Source organism: Pseudoalteromonas sp. BDTF-M6 (assembly GCF_018334135.1).
GTDB lineage: Bacteria > Pseudomonadota > Gammaproteobacteria > Enterobacterales > Alteromonadaceae > Pseudoalteromonas.
In genome coordinates this window covers 455068-474422 of record NZ_JAGXTQ010000004.1, presented here as the reverse complement: position 1 = coordinate 474422, position 19355 = coordinate 455068, and the positions used below count along the sequence as shown (strand labels likewise).

Annotated in this window: 19 protein-coding genes and 1 tRNA gene; 16 read left to right on the top strand and 4 right to left on the bottom strand. The window is 42.8% G+C overall.

Features of this window, described 5'->3' with window-relative positions; all coding sequences use genetic code 11:
- Positions 1-2: 2 nt before the first annotated feature.
- Entirely contained in the window at positions 3-323 is a 321-nt protein-coding gene (gene cutA, locus KD147_RS12090) for a divalent-cation tolerance protein CutA (RefSeq protein ID WP_105253188.1), read from the bottom strand.
- Between the two features lie 139 nt (positions 324-462).
- Here cutA and KD147_RS12085 point away from each other — a divergent pair, with 139 nt between their 5' ends.
- The 6 genes from KD147_RS12085 to KD147_RS12060 all read left to right on the top strand — a co-directional run bounded on the left by KD147_RS12085 (position 463) and on the right by KD147_RS12060 (position 6587).
- Positions 463-957, top strand: coding sequence for an FxsA family protein (locus tag KD147_RS12085; protein ID WP_212548023.1), 495 nt, complete (start codon positions 463-465; stop codon positions 955-957).
- A 112-nt stretch (positions 958-1069) separates the two neighbouring features.
- The gene (locus KD147_RS12080) at positions 1070-1357 is read left to right on the top strand and encodes a co-chaperone GroES (protein WP_212548022.1); all 288 of its coding nucleotides are present in this window, start codon (positions 1070-1072) and stop codon (positions 1355-1357) included.
- 58 nt (positions 1358-1415) lie between these two features.
- The gene (gene groL / locus KD147_RS12075; protein WP_212548021.1) at positions 1416-3062 is read left to right on the top strand and encodes a chaperonin GroEL; all 1647 of its coding nucleotides are present in this window, start codon (positions 1416-1418) and stop codon (positions 3060-3062) included.
- A gap of 257 nt (positions 3063-3319) precedes the next feature.
- Positions 3320-3637 (top strand): hypothetical protein, encoded by a 318-nt coding sequence (locus tag KD147_RS12070; RefSeq protein ID WP_212548020.1) that lies wholly within the window; start codon positions 3320-3322, stop codon positions 3635-3637.
- Positions 3638-3668: 31 nt separating this feature from the next.
- Entirely contained in the window at positions 3669-5489 is a 1821-nt protein-coding gene (locus KD147_RS12065) for an Ig-like domain-containing protein (RefSeq protein WP_212548019.1), read from the top strand.
- 585 nt (positions 5490-6074) lie between these two features.
- The gene (locus tag KD147_RS12060) at positions 6075-6587 is read left to right on the top strand and encodes a DUF3016 domain-containing protein (protein WP_212548018.1); all 513 of its coding nucleotides are present in this window, start codon (positions 6075-6077) and stop codon (positions 6585-6587) included.
- An 85-nt stretch (positions 6588-6672) separates the two neighbouring features.
- On the opposite strand, the gene KD147_RS12055 is transcribed toward KD147_RS12060, so the two are convergent.
- Complete coding sequence (locus KD147_RS12055; RefSeq protein WP_105188481.1) at positions 6673-6972, bottom strand: prephenate dehydrogenase; 300 nt, start codon at positions 6970-6972, stop codon at positions 6673-6675.
- A 119-nt stretch (positions 6973-7091) separates the two neighbouring features.
- Here KD147_RS12055 and KD147_RS12050 point away from each other — a divergent pair, with 119 nt between their 5' ends.
- Positions 7092-7304, top strand: coding sequence for a hypothetical protein (locus KD147_RS12050; RefSeq protein WP_212548017.1), 213 nt, complete (start codon positions 7092-7094; stop codon positions 7302-7304).
- Positions 7305-7336: 32 nt separating this feature from the next.
- On the opposite strand, the gene epmB is transcribed toward KD147_RS12050, so the two are convergent.
- Entirely contained in the window at positions 7337-8353 is a 1017-nt protein-coding gene (gene epmB, locus KD147_RS12045; protein ID WP_212548016.1) for an EF-P beta-lysylation protein EpmB, read from the bottom strand.
- Between the two features lie 42 nt (positions 8354-8395).
- Here epmB and efp point away from each other — a divergent pair, with 42 nt between their 5' ends.
- Both efp and epmA read left to right on the top strand, forming a co-directional pair.
- Positions 8396-8962: an elongation factor P gene (efp, locus tag KD147_RS12040; protein ID WP_105188478.1), complete on the top strand. Its 567-nt coding sequence runs from the start codon at positions 8396-8398 to the stop codon at positions 8960-8962.
- A 123-nt stretch (positions 8963-9085) separates the two neighbouring features.
- Positions 9086-10066, top strand: coding sequence for an elongation factor P--(R)-beta-lysine ligase (epmA, locus tag KD147_RS12035; RefSeq protein WP_212548015.1), 981 nt, complete (start codon positions 9086-9088; stop codon positions 10064-10066).
- A gap of 129 nt (positions 10067-10195) precedes the next feature.
- On the opposite strand, the gene KD147_RS12030 is transcribed toward epmA, so the two are convergent.
- A tRNA-His gene (locus KD147_RS12030) sits at positions 10196-10271 on the bottom strand.
- A gap of 291 nt (positions 10272-10562) precedes the next feature.
- Between KD147_RS12030 and KD147_RS12025 the strand changes: the two genes are divergently transcribed.
- The 7 genes from KD147_RS12025 (at position 10563) to KD147_RS11995 (ending at position 19336) form a co-directional block, all read left to right on the top strand.
- Entirely contained in the window at positions 10563-11384 is an 822-nt protein-coding gene (locus tag KD147_RS12025; RefSeq protein WP_105199395.1) for a mechanosensitive ion channel domain-containing protein, read from the top strand.
- A gap of 19 nt (positions 11385-11403) precedes the next feature.
- Positions 11404-12180 carry a DUF481 domain-containing protein gene (locus KD147_RS12020; protein WP_105258050.1) on the top strand — a complete coding sequence of 259 codons (777 nt, stop codon included), beginning with the start codon at positions 11404-11406 and terminating at the stop codon, positions 12178-12180.
- 102 nt (positions 12181-12282) lie between these two features.
- Positions 12283-14970, top strand: coding sequence for an SLBB domain-containing protein (locus KD147_RS12015; RefSeq protein WP_212548014.1), 2688 nt, complete (start codon positions 12283-12285; stop codon positions 14968-14970).
- Between the two features lie 12 nt (positions 14971-14982).
- A complete protein-coding gene (locus tag KD147_RS12010; RefSeq protein ID WP_212548013.1) occupies positions 14983-15939 on the top strand; it encodes a Wzz/FepE/Etk N-terminal domain-containing protein in 957 nt (318 codons plus the stop codon).
- Between the two features lie 59 nt (positions 15940-15998).
- Positions 15999-17009 carry an ATP-grasp domain-containing protein gene (locus tag KD147_RS12005; protein ID WP_212548012.1) on the top strand — a complete coding sequence of 337 codons (1011 nt, stop codon included), beginning with the start codon at positions 15999-16001 and terminating at the stop codon, positions 17007-17009.
- Entirely contained in the window at positions 17002-18129 is a 1128-nt protein-coding gene (locus tag KD147_RS12000) for a N(5)-(carboxyethyl)ornithine synthase (protein ID WP_212548011.1), read from the top strand. Before KD147_RS12005 ends, KD147_RS12000 begins: the two co-directional genes overlap by 8 nt.
- Positions 18119-19336, top strand: a complete 1218-nt coding sequence (locus KD147_RS11995) for a lipopolysaccharide biosynthesis protein (RefSeq protein WP_212548010.1) — start codon at positions 18119-18121, stop codon at positions 19334-19336. Before KD147_RS12000 ends, KD147_RS11995 begins: the two co-directional genes overlap by 11 nt.
- Positions 19337-19355 lie beyond the last annotated feature (19 nt).

Below are 19355 nucleotides of genomic sequence, written 5' to 3'. Positions count from 1 at the left end.
CATTAATTAAGTACCTCATCCATCCAATTAAAGTAGGCCAAGTTTCCCGTTGCTACATCAATAACCTGAATTTCAGGCACTTCGTAGCTGTGTAATTTTTTTATGGTTTGAATCACTTGGTTCATCTTTTCGGATTTTGTTTTGATCAGCAGCTTGGTTTCGGTCGCGGTGGTCACATCTCCTTGCCACATGTAGATAGACTCTACTTCAGGAAGGATGTTCACACACGCAGCCAATTTTAACTGCACCAGTTGCTCTGCCATGGCCCGCGCTTCTTGCTTATTCGCGCAGGTTGTAAATATCAGCCGATAGTGGGTAGTCATACTGAACCTTTTTATGCGTTCTTTTTCTAACCCCATACTAGCCGATAGCAAGGTCAAAACCTATAGAAGCTCGGCAGAAGACTTGAAAAGTGACCTTGTCAGCCGCACATTTATTTCATCGACTTAAACGAGACTCCCTATGTTTAGAGCATTATTCCTACTTTTTATCATTATTCCCATCATCGAAATTGCCCTGTTAATCCAGGTAAGTGACGTTATTGGCGGCTTTGCGACCATAGCCCTGATTGTGGTGACCGCCATCATAGGTGCAAAATTAGTAAAGCAACAAGGCGTGGGGGCAATGCGCGATGCACAGTTGCAAATGGCGCAAGGGCAAATGCCAGCTGAGCAAATGTTTACGGGTATTTGTGTCATTATTGCCGGTGTGCTTTTACTAACCCCGGGAATCGTGACCGACGTATTCGGCTTCTTATTACTCACTCCGGCGGTGCGCAAACGCATGTCGGCTGCCTTCGCCTCACAAGCGCAGGTGCACATGACCCAAGGAGGTGGCTTCAGTGCTCATTATCACAGCTCGCATACACGTCATCACACCTCGGAACAGCATTCGGTGCACTCTGAACGAGGCCAATCAAACACCACAATCGAAGGTGAATTTGAACGTAAAGAGTAAAAAATTTTTACCATTTACTCTTGGGTTTTAATTTGCTCACCCCCATAAGAGAAGAAAACAAATTTTAAGACTTTTCTGTAGTTGTTCAGAAACTGTTAGGAGAACTAAACAAATGAACATTCGTCCTTTACATGATCGCGTGATCGTTAAGCGTCTAGAAGAAGAAACCAAGTCTGCTGGCGGCATCGTGCTTACCGGTTCTGCCGCAGAGAAATCTTCACGTGGTGAAGTAGTTGCAGTGGGCAATGGCCGTGTATTGGATAACGGCGAAGTACGCGCGTTAGAAGTAAAAGCAGGTGATATCGTCCTTTTCGGCTCTTACGTTGAGAAGACTGAAAAGATCGAAGGCCAGGAATACCTGATCATGCGCGAAGACAACATCCTAGGTATCGTAGGCTAATTCGCCTCCCTGATGTTGAACTTAGAACCGAATTAAACAGAATTTTGAGGAAAGAATAATGGCAGCAAAAGAAGTTCGTTTTGCAAATGACGCTCGCACTAAGATGCTAAAAGGCGTAAACGTATTAGCTGATGCAGTAAAAGTTACTTTAGGTCCTAAAGGCCGTAACGTTGTTTTAGACAAGTCTTTCGGCGCACCGACTATCACTAAAGACGGTGTTTCAGTAGCGAAAGAAATCGAGCTAGAAGACAAGTTCGAGAACATGGGTGCACAAATGGTGAAAGAAGTTGCTTCTAAAGCCAACGATGCAGCCGGCGACGGTACAACAACTGCAACAGTGCTTGCACAAGCTATCGTAAACGAAGGCCTTAAAGCCGTTGCTGCGGGTATGAACCCAATGGACCTTAAGCGTGGTATCGACAAAGCCGTTGTCGCCGCCGTTGAAGAGCTAAAAGCCCTTTCAGTACCATGTTCAGACACCAAAGCAATCGCTCAGGTTGGTACTATCTCAGCAAACTCTGACTCTGAAATCGGTGACATCATTGCTGAAGCAATGGAAAAAGTAGGCCGCGAGTCGGGTGTTATTACCGTTGAAGAAGGTCAATCACTGCAAAACGAACTAGACGTTGTTGAAGGTATGCAGTTTGACCGTGGTTACCTATCTCCTTACTTCATCAATAATGCCGAAAAAGGCCAGGTTGAGCTAGATAACCCGCACATCCTTCTGGTTGACAAGAAAGTATCAAACATCCGTGAGCTGCTTCCTACTTTGGAAGCGGTTGCTAAGACCAGCAAGCCACTGCTTATCGTTGCCGAAGACCTTGAAGGTGAAGCACTAGCAACACTCGTAGTGAACAATATGCGCGGTATCGTTAAAGTGGCTGCGGTTAAGGCGCCAGGCTTTGGTGACCGTCGTAAAGCCATGCTACAAGACATCGCGATTCTGACCAATGGTACAGTGATTTCTGAAGAAATCGGTCTAGAGCTAGAAAAAGCGACCCTGGAAGACTTAGGTACGGCTAAGCGCGTTGTGATCACTAAAGATGACACCACCATTATTGACGGTGCTGGCGAGCAAGCCGCTATCGATGGCCGCGTAGGTCAGATCAAGGCACAAATCGAAGAAGCAACGTCAGACTACGATAAAGAGAAGCTACAAGAGCGCATGGCTAAACTAGCCGGCGGTGTTGCGGTAATCAAGGTTGGCGCTGCTACCGAAGTTGAAATGAAAGAGAAGAAAGACCGTGTTGAAGACGCACTACACGCAACTCGCGCCGCGGTTGAAGAAGGTGTAGTACCTGGCGGTGGTGTTGCGCTAGTACGTGTTGCTTCTAAGATTGCATCACTAACTGCTGACAACGAAGACCAGAACCACGGTATTACCGTTGCACTTCGTGCGATGGAAGCTCCTCTTCGTCAAATCGTTTCTAACGCAGGCGATGAAGCATCTGTTGTTGTTAATGCTGTTAAAGCGGGCGACGGTAACTATGGTTACAACGCGGCAAACGGTGAATACAACGACATGATCGAAATGGGTATCCTGGACCCAACTAAGGTAACGCGTTCTGCACTACAGTTCGCAGCCTCTGTTGCCGGCCTAATGATCACCACAGAAGCCATGGTTGCTGAAATTCCTAAGGATGAGTCAGCTGCTCCAGATATGGGCGGCATGGGCGGAATGGGTGGCATGGGCGGCATGATGTGATCATCCCCCTAGCTATCTAGCTTCAAAAAAACCCAGCTTCGGCTGGGTTTTTTTATGGGGAAACTTCCCTTAATTGCTAGGAGTCATTAGCTATATTAGATCCTCACTCCATATCAATCCCTCGTTACCTAGCTTCTCAAAGCCCAACTTCCACAGGGGTCTATGATTAATTAAAACTTTAAAATATTGTACCCACCATTATTTACATAATGACTTTTTTATTCTTTATTTAACTTATAACCAACAAGGAGGTTGTTATGAAGTTACTATTGTTTTCAATTTTTATATTCTCAGTTAGTTCTTTCGCAGATACTTACACCTCTCACTATGGGCGCTCACATACGCCATATGATCAAATCAGAATCCCGCCTAGCACTTTCATTGTTGCGGATAGAGGGTATTACAATGATGTCTTTCGGTATCGAGATGATAACGCTGATTATGAATTTACATTTGAACTAAAAATAAACCGTTTCATTGGTGACGACGAAAATATACAAAAATTAATTGCGAATAATCTCATTTCCTCAAAAGCCACAATTTATCTACCGGTGTTTGATATTGAAAATAATTAATAATAAGGGATTAAAAGGTTGGGGGTGGGGAATGACAGCTATTAAACTTTCTATCTTATTATTTATTGTGTCTTTCAACATATACGCCTTCGTATCATTTAATTCGTTAAGCCTAAATAAACAAGCTGAAGTTGAAGCAGGTTATTTTACCTTCAGTTTTGATAACCATCAAATTGGAAACGTGGTGCTAAAAATACCTAACACTAAAAGAATAAATACCTCAAATATTGAAATAGAGATGCCTGATGGCAGTGTTGTTAACGCTTCAAACGCCAGTTCCTTCAATATTAGGATAATTGATTTTAAACCCACAAATATATTGCAAGCACTAATATCACCAGGGGGAAGTTGGGTAATAGACATTTCCAATGCGCCGGAAGGTAAGTTCCAACTTAGGGGGCAGATATCAGGAGCGACCCAACTATCAATTAACATAACTAAGGAAGCTTACCCTTTATCTTACTTCACCAACATTGGTGAGTCAGACACTAAAACTTTTGTTAATACGCCTATTCCTATATATACGGCAATTTATCAGGGAGCTGAGCCTTACCTTGATGCGAAAGTGAAATACACTATCAGTGAAGGAGGGCAAAAAATACATGAGTTCACTATAGTGGATGATGGTATGCACGGGGATTTTCAAGCTGAAGATGGCGCATATGATTTCTATTTTGAACCCTTAAAGGTGGGGGGTTACACGCTAGATGTTGAAATGTTTGACTTATCTGCTGATACAGAAGTGCTAATAACTAACTTTAGCAGAAAGTTTCGTGTTTATGAAAAGTACATCGGTCTATCTAAAAATATAATTGAAGAAACAGTTGATACTGATGGTGATGGCTATTTCGATATCCTTCAGATTTCTTTTGCAATTACTTACCTTGGTACTTTTAGCGATCATCTTAATGCCATTGTGAGCTTAGTTACAGAAGATGGAGTTAGACTCACGCAGAGAACGACGATCACTTCTGACAACACAAGTGATTATTTGATATTTGAGTTTTCTGGAAAAGAGTTGAGAAAAACTGGATTTTCTGGCGAATACCTTGTTGATAGTTTAAGACTTTCTTATAAAGGTGACGCCCAGTTTTTGTATAAGAATTTAGGTGATACGAAGCACTACTCCTTTGCAGAGTGGGAGCGTCCCGAATTAATCTATCTCGGCAACTTTGAAGAGTCTCCTTTTGATGAAAATGGTGATGGTGTCTATGAAGGCATCAATATCGCATATCAAGTGGACTCTCAGGTAGAGGGGGAGTTCGGCATATCCTTGAAAGCGAGAAACTCTCAAGGTAAGCGGATTGCCAACTTTGGAGTCAGTGCAGTTGATATAAACATAGGCGTTAACGATATTCGTTATAAGGTGCCAGCAAGGGAGTTCACTTTGGCAGAAGAAAGCACAGCCGTGACGCTCACCGACTTCTTAATACATGCAAATTTCACTCAATATTTGACTGGCAAAGAAGAGTTCGTTGGAACTACTCGGTATTACAGCTGTTGGCAATTTGTTGGCTGTAAAGATGGACCAAATAACTACCCTGTCGCGGTAGATGATAAGGCGGTTTCCTATGGAGAGCCAGTTACAATCCAAGTTAGAGACAATGATACGGACAGCGATGGTGATCTCTTATATATCAAGTCTGTCACGCAACCGGCCAATGGCCAAATTGACAATAATGGCTCCTATATAACCTACACTCCGAACGAAGGCTTCTTTGGGACCGATGAGTTTACATATGAAATCGTTGATGTTTACCCATCAAACCGTGTCCAAAAAAGTGGTCATGACACGGCTAGGGTCTTGATTGAAGTTATAAATAATACCCCGCCTGTTGCCAACGATGGTTGATATTGCTGTCCAGTTAATTTCACCCAAAGGCAAGCACTATAACCTGTCCAATCCGGGGCAATATTTTGAGGGGCAGATTTGGCAACTAGCTATTCCTCAACAATTAGAAGCTCAGGGGGTGTGGAGTTAAAAAGTTTCTGAGCAGCGGCGAGGCAACCTTGGAGAGCTCAGAAGTTGGAGTATTACTTTTAAATAGAAATGAACCATTTGTTGTTGAAGCGGATTGGCGTGTATAAAAAGAGTTAAATAGTCATACCTCATAAACCCAGCTTCGGCTGGGTTTTTTTGTGCATTGACTTAATCCCTTGCTATAGCTACAAATGACAATAAATGATTACGCTTGGTAACGAACTTGTTGATTGATTTGTGATCTAAATGCATGTGAACGGGTCTATATTAAATACCAATTCACTTAAATAGCTAATCATTCTAGCGGGCTAAATATCGTGCTAACTGCGTTGGAATTTCTCTATGTAGAATAACTACATAAGAAAAATCCCGCCTTGTTATCACATCATTTATCCAGCGCTATATCTGATCACATACTTAACAGAATTGGTATAGCAGACTTAAATGGAGAACAGCATGAAAGTAAGTACAGTATTAGTGGCCTTATTGGCCATAGCCGCATCGGCTGCAAGCTATGCCGGTGAGGCTAAAATTAAGTGGCAGGACTTAAATGATTACGCCGATGCGCGTCCTGGCAACGACGTGAAAAAGCCTTATCACGAGCGTTTGATGAAGAAATTCGACAAACACTTCAATTTTGAGGCGCAGAACTTGCCAGAAGGAAGCGTGTTTAATGCCGAAATAACCGACTTAGATCTGGCCGGTGAAGTACGTTATGGTATGAATGAGTTTCGGGTGATGAAGCCAGTTTATATTCCGCGTATTGAGTTTAGCTACAAGCTGGTGGATAAAGATGGCAAGGTGCTAAGTAGCGGCGATGTCAAACTTAAAGATATGAGTTACATGGACCGAATGCGTTCCATTCATTCTGATAAAGAGTTCTATTACGACTTTCGCTTGATCAGCTCTTGGTTCCAAGACTCACTCTATCCAGAGCTAGGGATTGAGCCTCAGAAGGTCTATCGCTAATCCAATCATCTCGGCTGACGTTGATAGCAGCCTGGGTGTCTTTACAGTGTACTGGTCGGCGCTTGGCGCCGACCAGATCTTGGCGTTACTGAGTTTTAAAAGTTGCCAACAAGGCAAGCAGGTTTTGCAGCTTGAGTACGGCTTTTTTCAAGAGGGCTTCATCAAGCTCCTCTGCATTGCTGAGCGCCTCAATATCGGCCGCAACATCAAGCACATAGGGCTTAAAGCGTTTAGCGGCGAAGGTAAAGCCCGCGTCCTCGTTAAATAATGCCTGGAATTTACCATGGCCGTCTTTTTGCAACTGATCTAACTTTTGATCTGCGTCGAGCGCTTGACGATAGGCGAGTTTAAGGTTGTCGTTTAGTTTTTCAATAATCGAATTCATATCCAGGGTCTATTTCTCTTTGCGGTTTACTTTATGTTTAATCTAAACGCATTAGCTAAAGCTCTAACACAATTGGCCGATATGGTACGTGGATTCAGGTAAAAAGTCAGGTAAGGGTAATGAATATATCGGGCAGTACACTTCCCACTATGGTTACCGGTGGCGATGGTGCCGAGGTTTACAGTGCGGCGCTTGCGAAAAAACAGCAAGAAATTGAAGGCCAGGCGGCTCTTGTGCTGATTGAGTCGGCCACAAGTGCCCCTCAAGGAGTGCAAAGTGAAAATACCGGCGTTATGCCTACCCTGGGTAATCACATCAATATCCGGGTTTAGACCCTAGTAATTAGCCTAAGGAGCCCGTATTTTTATGGTTCTAAGTGCAGATCAATGGGCGTTTTACTGTGCTCGCCACCAATTTCTCTTACCAACTTGGGCACTAAAAAGCCGGGCAGGGCGCTGAGCATTTGCGCCATCAGGGCCTTGGCTTCGGCATCGCTGACCTCAAAGTGAGCGGCGCCTTGTACCTTGTCGAGCTGATGCAAGTAATAGGGAAGAATACCCACGGCGAATAAGCGCTCACTTAACGCTACCTGCGCATCAAGGTTGTCGTTGACTTCCTTTAGCAGTACGGCCTGATTCAACTGGGTTACGCCCGCGGCTTTGAGCCTGGCGCAGGCGTTGGCAAAATGCGCGTCTACCTCATTACCGTGATTAATATGGTGCACAAATACCACCTGCAATCGGGTGTTGGCCAAGGTATCGCTCAGTGTCTCTGTGATGCGAGCGGGAATGGTCACCGGCAGGCGGGAATGGATGCGTAGACGTTTTATATTGGGCAGGGCTTCAAGTTGCGCAACAAACCAGGCGATATGCTCGTCCTTGGCCATCAGCGGGTCGCCGCCGCTTAGGATCACTTCATTTACTTCAGGATGTGCGGCGATATACGCCAGTTTTTCCTCTAACGCAGCGCGATTGAGCTGATTATCCGCATAGGGAAAGTGACGACGAAAGCAATAGCGGCAATTAATGGCGCAGGCCGATTTAAACACTAAAAGCACTCGCGAGCGATATTTATGCAGCAAGCCGGGCTGTGAATTGTCTTGCTCGGCCAGCGGATCTGTGCTGTAGCCAGGGGCTTGATTAAACTCTTGTCGGCGCGGTAAAACCTGCAATAACAAGGGGTCACGGGGATCGCCCTTTTGCATTTTGGCAATAAAGGGGCGTGGCACACGCAGGTTAAAAAGGCTTCTCGCTTCGTTGTCGGGAAGAAATTCCTCTAGGGGTAATTCGAGTAATGAAAGCAGCTCTTCGGGACGAGTAACCACCTCGGCCAATTCTTTTTGCCAGTTTTTATGCAAATTTACTTCGATTCTTTGTATCATTGACAGGTTAATTACTCGAGAAATTGTTTATTAGAGGACAAGATGGCGAATTATAGCACCAACGAGTTCAAGGGTGGCCTTAAATTTATGATGGACGGCGAGCCTTGTAGCATCCTTGAAAATGAGGTTGTTAAGCCAGGTAAAGGTCAAGCGTTTAACCGTGTAAAAGTACGTAAGCTGATCTCTGGTAAGGTTTTAGAAAAGACCTTTAAATCTGGCGAGACGGTGGAAGGGGCCGACGTAATGGATACCGATTTGGCGTATCTTTACACCGACGGTGAGTTCTGGCACTTCATGAACAACGACACCTTTGAGCAGATCGCCGCGGACGAAAAAGCGGTTGGCGATAACGTTAAATGGTTGGTTGAAAACGATTCATGTACCATCACCCTGTGGAACGGTAACCCGATTGCAGTAACTCCGCCTAACTTTGTTGAGCTGGAAGTAACGGACACAGATCCGGGCCTAAAAGGTGACACAGCCGGTACTGGCGGTAAACCTGCAACCCTTAGCACGGGTGCGGTAGTTCGTGTTCCTTTGTTCATCCAAATCGGTGAAGTGATCAAGGTTGATACGCGCTCTGGCGAATACGTAAGCCGTGTAAAATAAACGCTGTTAGCGTTACAATCCCTTCGGGATAAGCCCTTAGGGACCGCCCTTAGGGATAAGCCCAGCCCGGCTCGCCGCGCTGGGATTTTTTATGTCTCAGTTTAAGTAAATGAGGAAAAGCGAATGAATCGGCAAGATGTTTTATGGCAACCCAGTGCACAGATTGACACCTTGAAACAGCGTGCACACATTTTGCGGCAAATTCGTGAGTTCTTTTTTGCCCGCCAGGTGATGGAGGTGGATACGCCGTCCTTATCGCAGGCGAGCGTGACCGATGAGCATTTGCAAAGCTTTGCCACCGAATTTGTCGGTCAGGGTTATGCCCAAGGTTTACCCTTGTATCTACAAACCTCTCCCGAATACGCCATGAAGCGTCTATTGGCGGCGGGCAGCGGTGCTATTTATCAAATTTGTAAGGCGTTTCGTAACGAAGAAAATGGCCGTCATCATAATCCCGAATTTACCATGCTTGAGTGGTATCGCCCCGGCTTCGATGAGTTTGCCCTGATGGACGAAATAGATGAGTTGATGCAGTTGGTGGTGGGCAGCGAGGGCGCCGAGCGTATCAGTTACCAGCAGGTATTTCTTAAGGTGCTGGCCATAGACCCCTTAACCATTACCCTGGACGAGCTAAAACAGGTGGCCACCGCACAGGGATTCGGTGACATTGCTGCAACCGAGCGCGATGCCGATACCTTGCTGCAACTGCTTTTCTGCATGGTGATTGAGCCGCAAATAGGGCAACAGCGCCCGTGTTTTGTGTATCACTTTCCCGCTTCTCAGGCCGCCCTTGCTCGACTTAATGAGCAAGACCCACGCGTCGCCGGTCGCTTTGAGTTGTATTTTCAGGGCCTAGAGCTGGCCAATGGCTTTAATGAATTAACCGATGCCAGCGAACAGCGACAGCGTTTTGAAAAGGATAACAAAAAACGCCTGGAGCGCGGTTTGCAGCAAGTGGATATGGATGAGCATCTGCTGGGTGCACTAGAAGCTGGCTTACCAGCCTGTGCCGGCGTGGCATTAGGAATAGATCGCCTGGTGATGCTGGCGTGTAACAAACTGCATATCAAGGAAGTCTTAAGTTTCGATGTTGATCGAGCTTAGTCGCTATAGAGTATGGGTGTCGGCCGGGTGGTCGGCATTTTTTAAACGCAGTTTGGCTTCGAATAGAGCTTCAGCTTAGAAGGTATCTACTTAGGTAATCAAATGGAGATTTAAAAAATAAGGGGGAGATGGGGCGACTGACGAGACTTGAACTCGCGACAACCGGAATCACAATCCAGGGCTCTACCAACTGAGCTACAGCCGCCATAAAGAAATTACACACCTCTCGATGTGTGGCGCGCATAATACATAGTTTAATTGAGCTTGTGAAGAGTAAATTGGCGAGTTTTTTCCGTTTGCTTTAAATTTAATCACCAAAGGTGCGTAACTAGATAAAAAATAGGCAAAAAGCACCACTTGCTTTTATTATTAGGTGAGCCGCAGCAATGTTGGGTTGCGGTTTATGAGAAAGTTTTGAGATAATTACGGATTAGGTACAACGAAGTTGTTTAATTTCATCGTTGTATCAAACAAAAAGCGGATGATAGGAGCGCTAATGGAAACTGTAACTAACTGGATCTCTGAAAACTCGGATCTACTAATACACTATGCGGTACAATTTGTACTTGCACTCGTTGTCTTCTTTGTTGGTATGCGCATTGCTAAATGGTGTAGCAACTTAACTCAAAAAGCATTTGCAAAGCGTAATGTCGATAAGGCTGTAGGTTCGTTCTGCGGCAGCATTATTTATGCGCTGGTTTTTGTTGGTACCATACTGATGGCTTTGTCTCAGGTTGGTATTGAAACAACATCCTTTATCGCTATTTTAGGTGCCGCTGGCTTAGCGGTTGGTTTAGCGCTACAAGGCTCGCTATCAAACTTTGCTTCAGGCGTGCTTATTATCATCCTTCGTCCTTTCAAATCAGGCGACTATATCGAAGCGGGTGGTAAAGCCGGTTCGGTACGCAAGATTGAAATTTTCTCAACTGAGCTAAATACGCCAGATAACAAAATCATCGTAATGCCTAACTCAGCCATTATGTCTGGCCCTATCGTGAATTATTCTCGCGAACAGACTCGTCGAATCGACTTGGTAATTGGTGTAAGCTACGACGCGGATCTGAAAAAAGCGAAAAGCGTATTAAAGTCGGTACTTGATGCCGAAAGCCGTATTTTGAAAGACCCAGCCTACACAGTGGCTGTGAGCGAGTTGGCCGATTCAAGCGTTAACTTCGTTGTTCGTCCTTGGGTGAACACAGCAGATTACTGGCCAACGTATTTCGATCTAATGGAAAATATTAAGATTGAACTAGACGCTAATGATGTTGGCATTCCATACCCACAAATGGATGTGCACTTACATAAAACTGGCGAATAATCAGGGGAATATCGCTAACATGAAATTGAAGTACCTATCTCTATTAGTTGCAGCTTGTGCTGCAACTAATGTTGTTGCAGAAGAGAAAAAAACCTGGGAAGCAAACGCCGAACTAGGTGCCATTATCACCAGTGGTAACACCGAAACAACGACCTTTAAAGGCGCGCTAACCGTTAAACACAATTTAGAAAAGTGGAATAACGAGTACAAATTAAGCGGCCTGTACAAAGAAGATGAAGTTGAGCAGGACGATGGCACTAAAATTACCGAGCGCACCAATGAAAAGTACTTTGGTTCTGCACAGGGTAATTACAAATTAAACGAGAAGAATGCGCACTTATTCATCTATGGCTCATATCTGAGCGATTACTTTGGTGCCTATCGTGAGGAAGCTGTGATTTCGGGCGGTTATGGTTTACGCCTAATCGACAATGAAACCATGGTATTAAATGCCGAATTTGGTCCTGGTTATAAGTATTTTAGATACCCGGATGACAGCACCGAAGTTGATGACAACGGTCAGTCGCTTGCCGATGAATGGGAAGGTGAAGTGATCGCCCTAGCTAAAGCAGATTATACCTGGCAGATCTCTGAAGGTGCCAAGTTTACTCAGCTTTTGGCGGTGGAATATGGTGATACCAACACCAAAACCCGCTCTGAGACAGCTTTGCTAACTAAAATCAACGGCTCATTACAAATGAAAGTTGGTTTCAATGTTACGCACAACTCAGATGTTGCAGATGACAAAGACAATACCGATACTGAAACGGCATTGACCCTAGTTTATAACTTCTAAGTTCACAAAAACCCACGTTGAAATTGCTTTTTGCGCATTTTTTTCGTGGGTTTTGTCGTGTATGATATGCCATCTTTTTGAGAGTCAAACATGCAGGGAAAAATGTTTAAGACCTACCTGGGCGCCTTGTCCGCCATTTTTATTTTGTTTTATGCCACTGCCGTTCAGGCGCTGACCCCTTCACCTGCGCAAATCGAACAGTTTAAAAAGTTACCTCGCGCTCAACAAGAAGCTTTAGCACGCCAATATGGTGTCGACCTTGACACAATAATTGGCGGTTCTTCAAAAGCGAGTGCAAACAACCAAGAAGTTGAAAGCACCATTGGCGAGCGTAAGCTTAATGCTGAAAATGCTGAGCCACAAACACCAGAAGAAAAGTTTAAGCCAAAGAAAGAAGAGCTAGAACCATTTGGCTATGACATCTTTGCCGGTGAGCCAACCAGCTTTATGCCGAGCGAAAGCGCCCCGGTGCCTGATGACTATATAGTTCGCCCCGGAGACCAAGTACAAATTTCCCTGTATGGTAAAGAGTCGGCTACGGTAGACGCCAGTATCGACCGCTCTGGCCGTTTAAGTATTCCCAAACTGGCTCCAGTGCATGTAGCTGGCATGACCTTCAAAGAATTAAAAGCCCTGGTAAGCGAAAAGGTCAGTAACGAGATGATAGGTGTAAAAGCCTTTGTCTCGCTTGGTCAACTGCGCAGCATTCGTGTATTGGTGGTAGGTGAAGCCTATAAGCCAGGCAGTTATACCTTGTCTTCACTAAGCACTGTAACTCACGCGCTGTTTGCCAGCGGTGGTGTAAGTGATATCGCCTCTTTACGTAATATCGAAATTAAACGCGGTGGTAAGGTTGTTAACCGTTTCGATCTGTATGACCTGCTTATTAAAGGTGATAGCAGCAACGACATCATCCTAAAACCAGGTGATGTGGTGTTTATTCCCCCTGTTGGTGCTCAGGTTAGCGTTGCTGGTGCGGTAAAACGTCCGGCCATTTTCGAGCTGAAAAAAGGTGAAAGTACTGCTGACTTACTGGCTATGGCGGGCGGAATGAAGGCCAATGCCTACAGAGAAAAAGTTACGGTAGAGCGCGCCGGCCAAGGCGACTATAAGCAAATTCTTTCCTTTGATTTCTCTAAAGGAAGTGCCGGCTACACACCACGAGACGGAGACGTGGTACGTGTTAGCGAAGCCAGCAGTGCCTATAACCAAGCGGTGACTGTAATCGGGGCCGTTACACGCCCGGGTGAATACTCTTGGCATCAGGGCAAGCGTATTGGCGATATCATAGGTTCAATCCGTGGTGCGCTATTGCCGCAGGCTGACTTGAATTATGCAATTCTGCTTCGAGAAGTGGATGTATATGGCAATATCGATGTGTATCAATTCAGCCTGGCTAAGGCAGTTGCAGGTGATCTTGCTCATAATCTGATACTAAACCCGCGCGATAAGGTCATAGTCTTTAGCCGTTTTGAGTCAAAAGAAGAAGAACAAGATGCGTTAAAGCAGTTGGCGTTAACAGAAGAAGAGCAGGAATTACAGAAAAAGGTAAAATTGTGGCACCTGTTTGAACAACGTCAGTTCGAAGAATTCGTAGGCGCGAAAAAGCCACTCTTTAGTGAAGAAGTAGAGACAGAGCTAAAAGGTAAGCAAAAGCTCACCGATCTTATTGCTGCGCGCTCAAATGAAGAAGAAGAGGAAATTGAATACGCAACCTTTAGCCGTAATCAACTGCTTGATAAGGTTATTAAAAAGTTACAGCTACAAGCAGGTGCCGGTGAGCGCATCAAGCTGGTAGAAGTAAATGGTAATGTTCGCTTCCCTGGCGTATATCCGCTTGCCAATAATATGGCTGTTATCGAATTAATTACCGCCGGTGGTGGCCTAACCGAGTCAGCATACCTAGACAAGGCTGAAATCACACGCTCTAAAACCGGCACAAATGATGACATTGAGCATATCACCTTTAACCTTCAAGGAGCCTTAGAGGGCACTTTAGAGGAAAACCCACTTTTACATAGTAAAGACAGTCTTAATATTCTAACCATTCCAAATTGGCAGGAGAATATTAAGGTTACCCTGGAAGGTGAGGTTGTTTTCCCAGGGCAATACACTATTCGTCGTGGTGAAACCATGAAAGACGTGATTGAACGAGCGGGTGGTTTCTCTGACTTCGCAGCAATAGACGCAGCGGTCTTTACGCGTAAAACCATTCAAGAGCAGGAACGTGCTCAAATTGAGCGTTTAACAAACGAGTTACGTCGCGATCTGGCGTCAAAAAGTTTTGAGCAATCAATGAATAGCGTCAACCTTTCATATGATGAAATGACTAGCTTGATAGTTGATTTATCGCAGATGCCTACCCTGGGACGTTTAGTTATCAGCCTGGATGATATTCTGGCCGATAAGCAAAAACTTGTACTGCAAGATGGTGATGCGCTCTATATCCCCTCTAAACGCGACTCAATTAGTGTAATTGGTGAGGTGAACTATGCGACATCTCACCTTTATAATGCCAATACAGATGTGGATGCCTATATCCGTCTTAGCGGCGGCACCAAGGCGCGAGCCGATGAAGAGCGCATCTACGTCATTAAGGCTAATGGCTCTGTCTATATCCCCGAAAGAAAAGGTTGGTTTGCCGTTAATACCAGTAAGCAATTGGAGCCAGGAGACACCATAGTGGTGCCTATGGATACAGCGCATATGGATAATCTAACCCTTTGGAGCACAGCCACGCAGATCTTCTATCAGCTCGGTGTAGGTGTTGCGGCTATTAGCGGTATTTAAGGAATAGCACCAATGACTAATCAAAATATCGAGACTCAACAAGGCACTATTGCCGATGATGAGATCGACTTAAAAGAGTTGTTCTTAGCACTGTGGCAAGGTAAGTGGATCATTATTGGCACAACCCTAGTTGCAGCTGTTATAGCGGTCGTGTACGCATTGAGCCTGCCGAACATATACAAAAGTGAGGCACTTTTAGCTCCCGCTGAAGATAACCAAAGTGGTGGGCTTTCAGGGTTAGCGGGTCAGTTTGGTGGTTTAGCCTCTCTTGCTGGTGTAAACCTTGGAAGCGGCACAGCTGATAAAACCACGATCGCACTGGAGTTGCTAAAAAGTCGCTCTTTTATTGGTGAATTTGTAAAAGAACATAATCTGAAGCCCGTGATTATGGCGGCGAATGGTTGGGATCAGGCAAATGACAGGGTTATATACGATCCTGAGGTTTATGATTCCGAAAAGGGGCTTTGGGTACGTGAAGTAAAGGCGCCGAAACTGCCAGAACCTAGTCAGTTGGAAGTGCATGATAAATTTACTACACAATTCTTAAATGTTTCGAAAGACAAAGAAACAGGGTTAGTGACTATATCTGTAAAGCACTATTCGCCAGTAGTAGCCAAAGAGCTTACCGATAAGCTAATTGAGCAGCTCAATAATACAATGCGAGCAAACGATATTGCAGATGCCGATAATAGTATTGAATATCTTAGTAAGGCCTTGAAAGAAACCTCGGTTGCCGATATGCAGAAAGTATTTTATCAGTTAATCGAACAGCAACAGCAAACAAAAATGCTGGCCAGTGTTCGAAATGAATATGCATTAAAAATGATTGATCCAGCAGTCGTAAATGAAAGGAAATATGAGCCTAAAAGAGCTCTTATTTGTACTTTTGGTGTTTTGTTAGGAGCTTTGCTTAGCTTTCTGCTTGTTTTTTTAAGAAGTTGTATATTGAAAATAAATGTAAAAATTTAGAATCTTTATAAAGTTTAATTTTGTTTAGCCTTTTCTAGTGCTAATTATTAAGTGATGAAATGAAGAAATATAAAATTGGGATAGTTTGCTATCCTGGAATGGAATTAGAAAGTATTAAATCTGCATGTGTCGATAATCATGTTGATTATGTTGAAATAGACTTTATGTCACCAAGTTGGAAGGATTCCTGCACGGATGATATTGATGGCTATCTTGTGAGACCGCCATGTAGCTATCAAGAGCATAAGAATATTTTTGATGAACGAGTTTTCTTCCTTAATAAGCATTTAAAAAGGCCGATATATCCATCTTTTTCAGAACTATATATATACGAAAATAAACGTAATATGCATTTGTTTTTAGAGGGGTATGATATTCAACATCCTAAAACGAAAGTTTTTATGGATAAGGAAAACGCGCTAAAAAGTATAAAAAATAGTGAATTTCCAATGGTTTCAAAAAGTAATATTGGAGCTGGGGGAAGTTCAATTCAAATTATAAGAAATGAGAAACAATATAAAAAATTAATTTTCAGGGTGTTTGGTAAATTCCATCCTGAATTAGCGCTTGGTTGGGCTCCTTTTCGAAAAACGAAAGGAATACCTTTGCCTAGGTTTGGAAGAGCGCAAAAACATTATCTAATCATGCAAGAATATTTAGATATAAAGTGGGAGTGGAGGATGATCCGCATAGGAAATAGCTACATGGGTCATCAAAAATTACTTGGAACTAATGGGCTTGCTAGTGGCTCTGAATTGGTTGGCTGGGAAGAGCCTCCAGAAGAGTTGTTATGGTTACTGCATAATACGACAGAAAAGATGGGGATGAGATGCATGGCATTAGATGTATTTGAAACTAGGGATGGTCAGTATTATGTAAATGAAATGCAAGCAATTATTGGGGCGTATAGGCCTTATCAGATGAAAATCGATGGAGTGCCTGGTAAATTCAATTTAAAAAACGGACAGTTTTTGTTTGAAGAAGGTCAGCATTGTAAAAATTCTTGTTGGAATCCACGTGTAGAAGATTTTATTAATTTATTGGAAGGGGGAATGATTAGGCATGATTAGGATTGGAATTTTTGGTACATCTTGTAAAAAACACGAAAAGCGAATTCCACTTCACCCCGCTTTTTTTGATAAAATCCCAAATGAAATAAAAAAATCATTAATATTTGAAAAGGGTTATGCGTCAGCTTTAGGTGTGGATGATAGCCAGATATTAGAACAATTCGGAGGCGTGGCTTCCAGAGCGGATTTATTTGAAAAAAGCGATGTATGGATATTACCCAAGCCTGAAAAAGAAGATTTTAAGTATTTTAAAGAAGGTAAAATACTTTGGGGATGGCCTCATTGCGTCCAAGGGGTTGAAATAGCACAAGCTGCCATAGATGCAAAAATGACATTAATTGCGTGGGAAGCTATGTATGGTGGAGCGGATAATACACATATTTTCTATAAAAATAATGAGCTTGCAGGCTATGCAGCTGTACAGCATATGATGATGCTAACTGGTAAGACTGGCTGTTTTGGCCGTCCTTTAAAGGCTGCAGTTCTTGGATTTGGAGCAACAGCTAGAGGAGCCATAAATAGCTTAAAATCTCTGGGTATCGTTGATATAACTGTCTATAGTCAACGAGCTGAATTCTTATTAAATGCACCTATAGAAAGTATCAAATACAAAAGAATGAAGAGAGTTGAGGGAAGTACTTTATTGGAAAGTGCTAAGTATCGAGACTTTTCTTTAGCTGCAGAAGTTCTGTCACAATATGACATTGTAGTGAACTGTGTATTACAAGATCCCACAAATCCAATAATGTTTATTGATAAAGGGCAAATTGATTTTATTAACAAACAAATGGATATTATCGATATTAGTTGCGATAAAGGGATGGGTTTTTATTTCGCTAGGCCAACTTGTTTTGATTTTCCAAAATTTAAGCATGGAGAATATATAAATTACTATAGCGTAGATCATACGCCAACCTTATATTGGGATTCCGCTTCTTTTGAAGTGACGAAGTCTATAATTGATTTTATTGAACACTTTGTTGATGGTAGTTGGATGAATAACCCGATATTGATGAAAGCAACTGAAATTAAAAATGGTATTGTTTTAAATGATAAAATAATAAAGTTTCAGAACAGAGATAAAACCCCCCCATATTTAAAAATAAATAATGTCACATAAACGCGAGTTGGTTAGAAATTTAGCTAGTTTTGGGCTGGTTGATTTACTTAGCCTTTTGCTCCCAATAGTTACAATGCCCATATTGACTAGAACTCTAGGGGCTAGTCAATATGGTGATTATTTGTTGTTGATCACAGTTTTGTATTTTGGTCATACTATTGTTGATTATGGAACTCACTTCACTGCTGTTAGAAAAATAGCAAGATTTCGTGATAATATAAAAGAATATAAAAAGATATATTGTGAAACACAGAGGCTTAGGTTCTTTCTTTGTTTTTTTTATTTGTTTTTGTTTTTTACTTACTATTTATTCTTTAAAAAAGAATCTTCTATTAGTGTCAGTATTACCCTCCTGGGAGGAACGCTTTATTTACTAGGGTATTCGCTTACAGCAACTTGGTTTTTTCAAGGTATGGGGCGTGTCGATAAATTAATGAAAATATCATTAAGCGTTAAGCTTATAAATTTTTTAGTTATCGTTTTTTTTGTAAGAAAACCTAGTGATATAAATTTGCTGGTTTTATCTATGTCTCTGCCTGTCTTTTTTGGTGGACTCTACCTAACGTTATATTCCCATAAAGAATTTAGCTTAAAATTAAGGTTTTTTGGCCCAATCAAGAAGACACTGGGTGAGGGTCGTGATGTTTTTTTAGGTGTGCTTGCACCAAATCTATATAACAGCATCCCTGCTTTGTTTTTAGGTACAGTGTATGCTTCCGATAAGTTCGCTAGTTTTGCTATTGCTTCCCGTTTGGTATCTGTTGTATTTACGCTGCAGGAGGTGCTAGTAAAGGCTGCCTATCCAATTGTTTCTAGAGTAAAAGAAAGTCTGGTTGAAAAACTGGTTTTGGCAAACTTATTGATATCCTTTTTTCCAGTCCTGTTTATATTTTTATTTGGTGAGTGGGGGGTTGGTTTTTTTCTAGGGAGTGGATTTGGCGAAGTCAATGAATATTTGATGATGCTTTCTTTCGGTATTGTTTTTGTAGGGTTATCGAACTCAATAAGTCGAGGATATCTATTGCCGAATGGGTTTGATAGGTTGTATCGAAATATATCTATTAGAGTATCTTTATTCTCATTTTTTGTTTGTGCCATAAGTATATATTTTTGGGGGATGCTTGGGGGAGCTATTTCCATATCTATAGCCAGAGGGCTTTTCTTTTTGGATTATTTATATTGCTACTTTAAGGTTAGAGAAAAGTAAATTTTATATTTTCATTATA

What these genes read in the sequence shown, in the direction of transcription:
- KD147_RS12000 (WP_212548011.1), top strand. Translation starts at nt 17,002, where the DNA reads ATGATTAGGATTGGAATTTTTGGTACATCTTGTAAAAAACACGAAAAG.
- KD147_RS12070 (WP_212548020.1), top strand. Translation starts at nt 3,320, where the DNA reads ATGAAGTTACTATTGTTTTCAATTTTTATATTCTCAGTTAGTTCTTTC.
- KD147_RS12055 (WP_105188481.1), bottom strand. Translation starts at nt 6,972, where the DNA reads ATGAATTCGATTATTGAAAAACTAAACGACAACCTTAAACTCGCCTAT.
- KD147_RS12010 (WP_212548013.1), top strand. Translation starts at nt 14,983, where the DNA reads ATGACTAATCAAAATATCGAGACTCAACAAGGCACTATTGCCGATGAT.
- KD147_RS12025 (WP_105199395.1), top strand. Translation starts at nt 10,563, where the DNA reads ATGGAAACTGTAACTAACTGGATCTCTGAAAACTCGGATCTACTAATA.
- cutA (WP_105253188.1), bottom strand. Translation starts at nt 323, where the DNA reads ATGACTACCCACTATCGGCTGATATTTACAACCTGCGCGAATAAGCAA.
- KD147_RS12050 (WP_212548017.1), top strand. Translation starts at nt 7,092, where the DNA reads ATGAATATATCGGGCAGTACACTTCCCACTATGGTTACCGGTGGCGAT.
- KD147_RS12065 (WP_212548019.1), top strand. Translation starts at nt 3,669, where the DNA reads ATGACAGCTATTAAACTTTCTATCTTATTATTTATTGTGTCTTTCAAC.
- epmB (WP_212548016.1), bottom strand. Translation starts at nt 8,353, where the DNA reads ATGATACAAAGAATCGAAGTAAATTTGCATAAAAACTGGCAAAAAGAA.
- KD147_RS12060 (WP_212548018.1), top strand. Translation starts at nt 6,075, where the DNA reads ATGAAAGTAAGTACAGTATTAGTGGCCTTATTGGCCATAGCCGCATCG.
- KD147_RS12080 (WP_212548022.1), top strand. Translation starts at nt 1,070, where the DNA reads ATGAACATTCGTCCTTTACATGATCGCGTGATCGTTAAGCGTCTAGAA.
- KD147_RS12020 (WP_105258050.1), top strand. Translation starts at nt 11,404, where the DNA reads ATGAAATTGAAGTACCTATCTCTATTAGTTGCAGCTTGTGCTGCAACT.
- KD147_RS11995 (WP_212548010.1), top strand. Translation starts at nt 18,119, where the DNA reads ATGTCACATAAACGCGAGTTGGTTAGAAATTTAGCTAGTTTTGGGCTG.
- groL (WP_212548021.1), top strand. Translation starts at nt 1,416, where the DNA reads ATGGCAGCAAAAGAAGTTCGTTTTGCAAATGACGCTCGCACTAAGATG.
- KD147_RS12015 (WP_212548014.1), top strand. Translation starts at nt 12,283, where the DNA reads ATGTTTAAGACCTACCTGGGCGCCTTGTCCGCCATTTTTATTTTGTTT.
- efp (WP_105188478.1), top strand. Translation starts at nt 8,396, where the DNA reads ATGGCGAATTATAGCACCAACGAGTTCAAGGGTGGCCTTAAATTTATG.
- epmA (WP_212548015.1), top strand. Translation starts at nt 9,086, where the DNA reads ATGAATCGGCAAGATGTTTTATGGCAACCCAGTGCACAGATTGACACC.
- KD147_RS12085 (WP_212548023.1), top strand. Translation starts at nt 463, where the DNA reads ATGTTTAGAGCATTATTCCTACTTTTTATCATTATTCCCATCATCGAA.
- KD147_RS12005 (WP_212548012.1), top strand. Translation starts at nt 15,999, where the DNA reads ATGAAGAAATATAAAATTGGGATAGTTTGCTATCCTGGAATGGAATTA.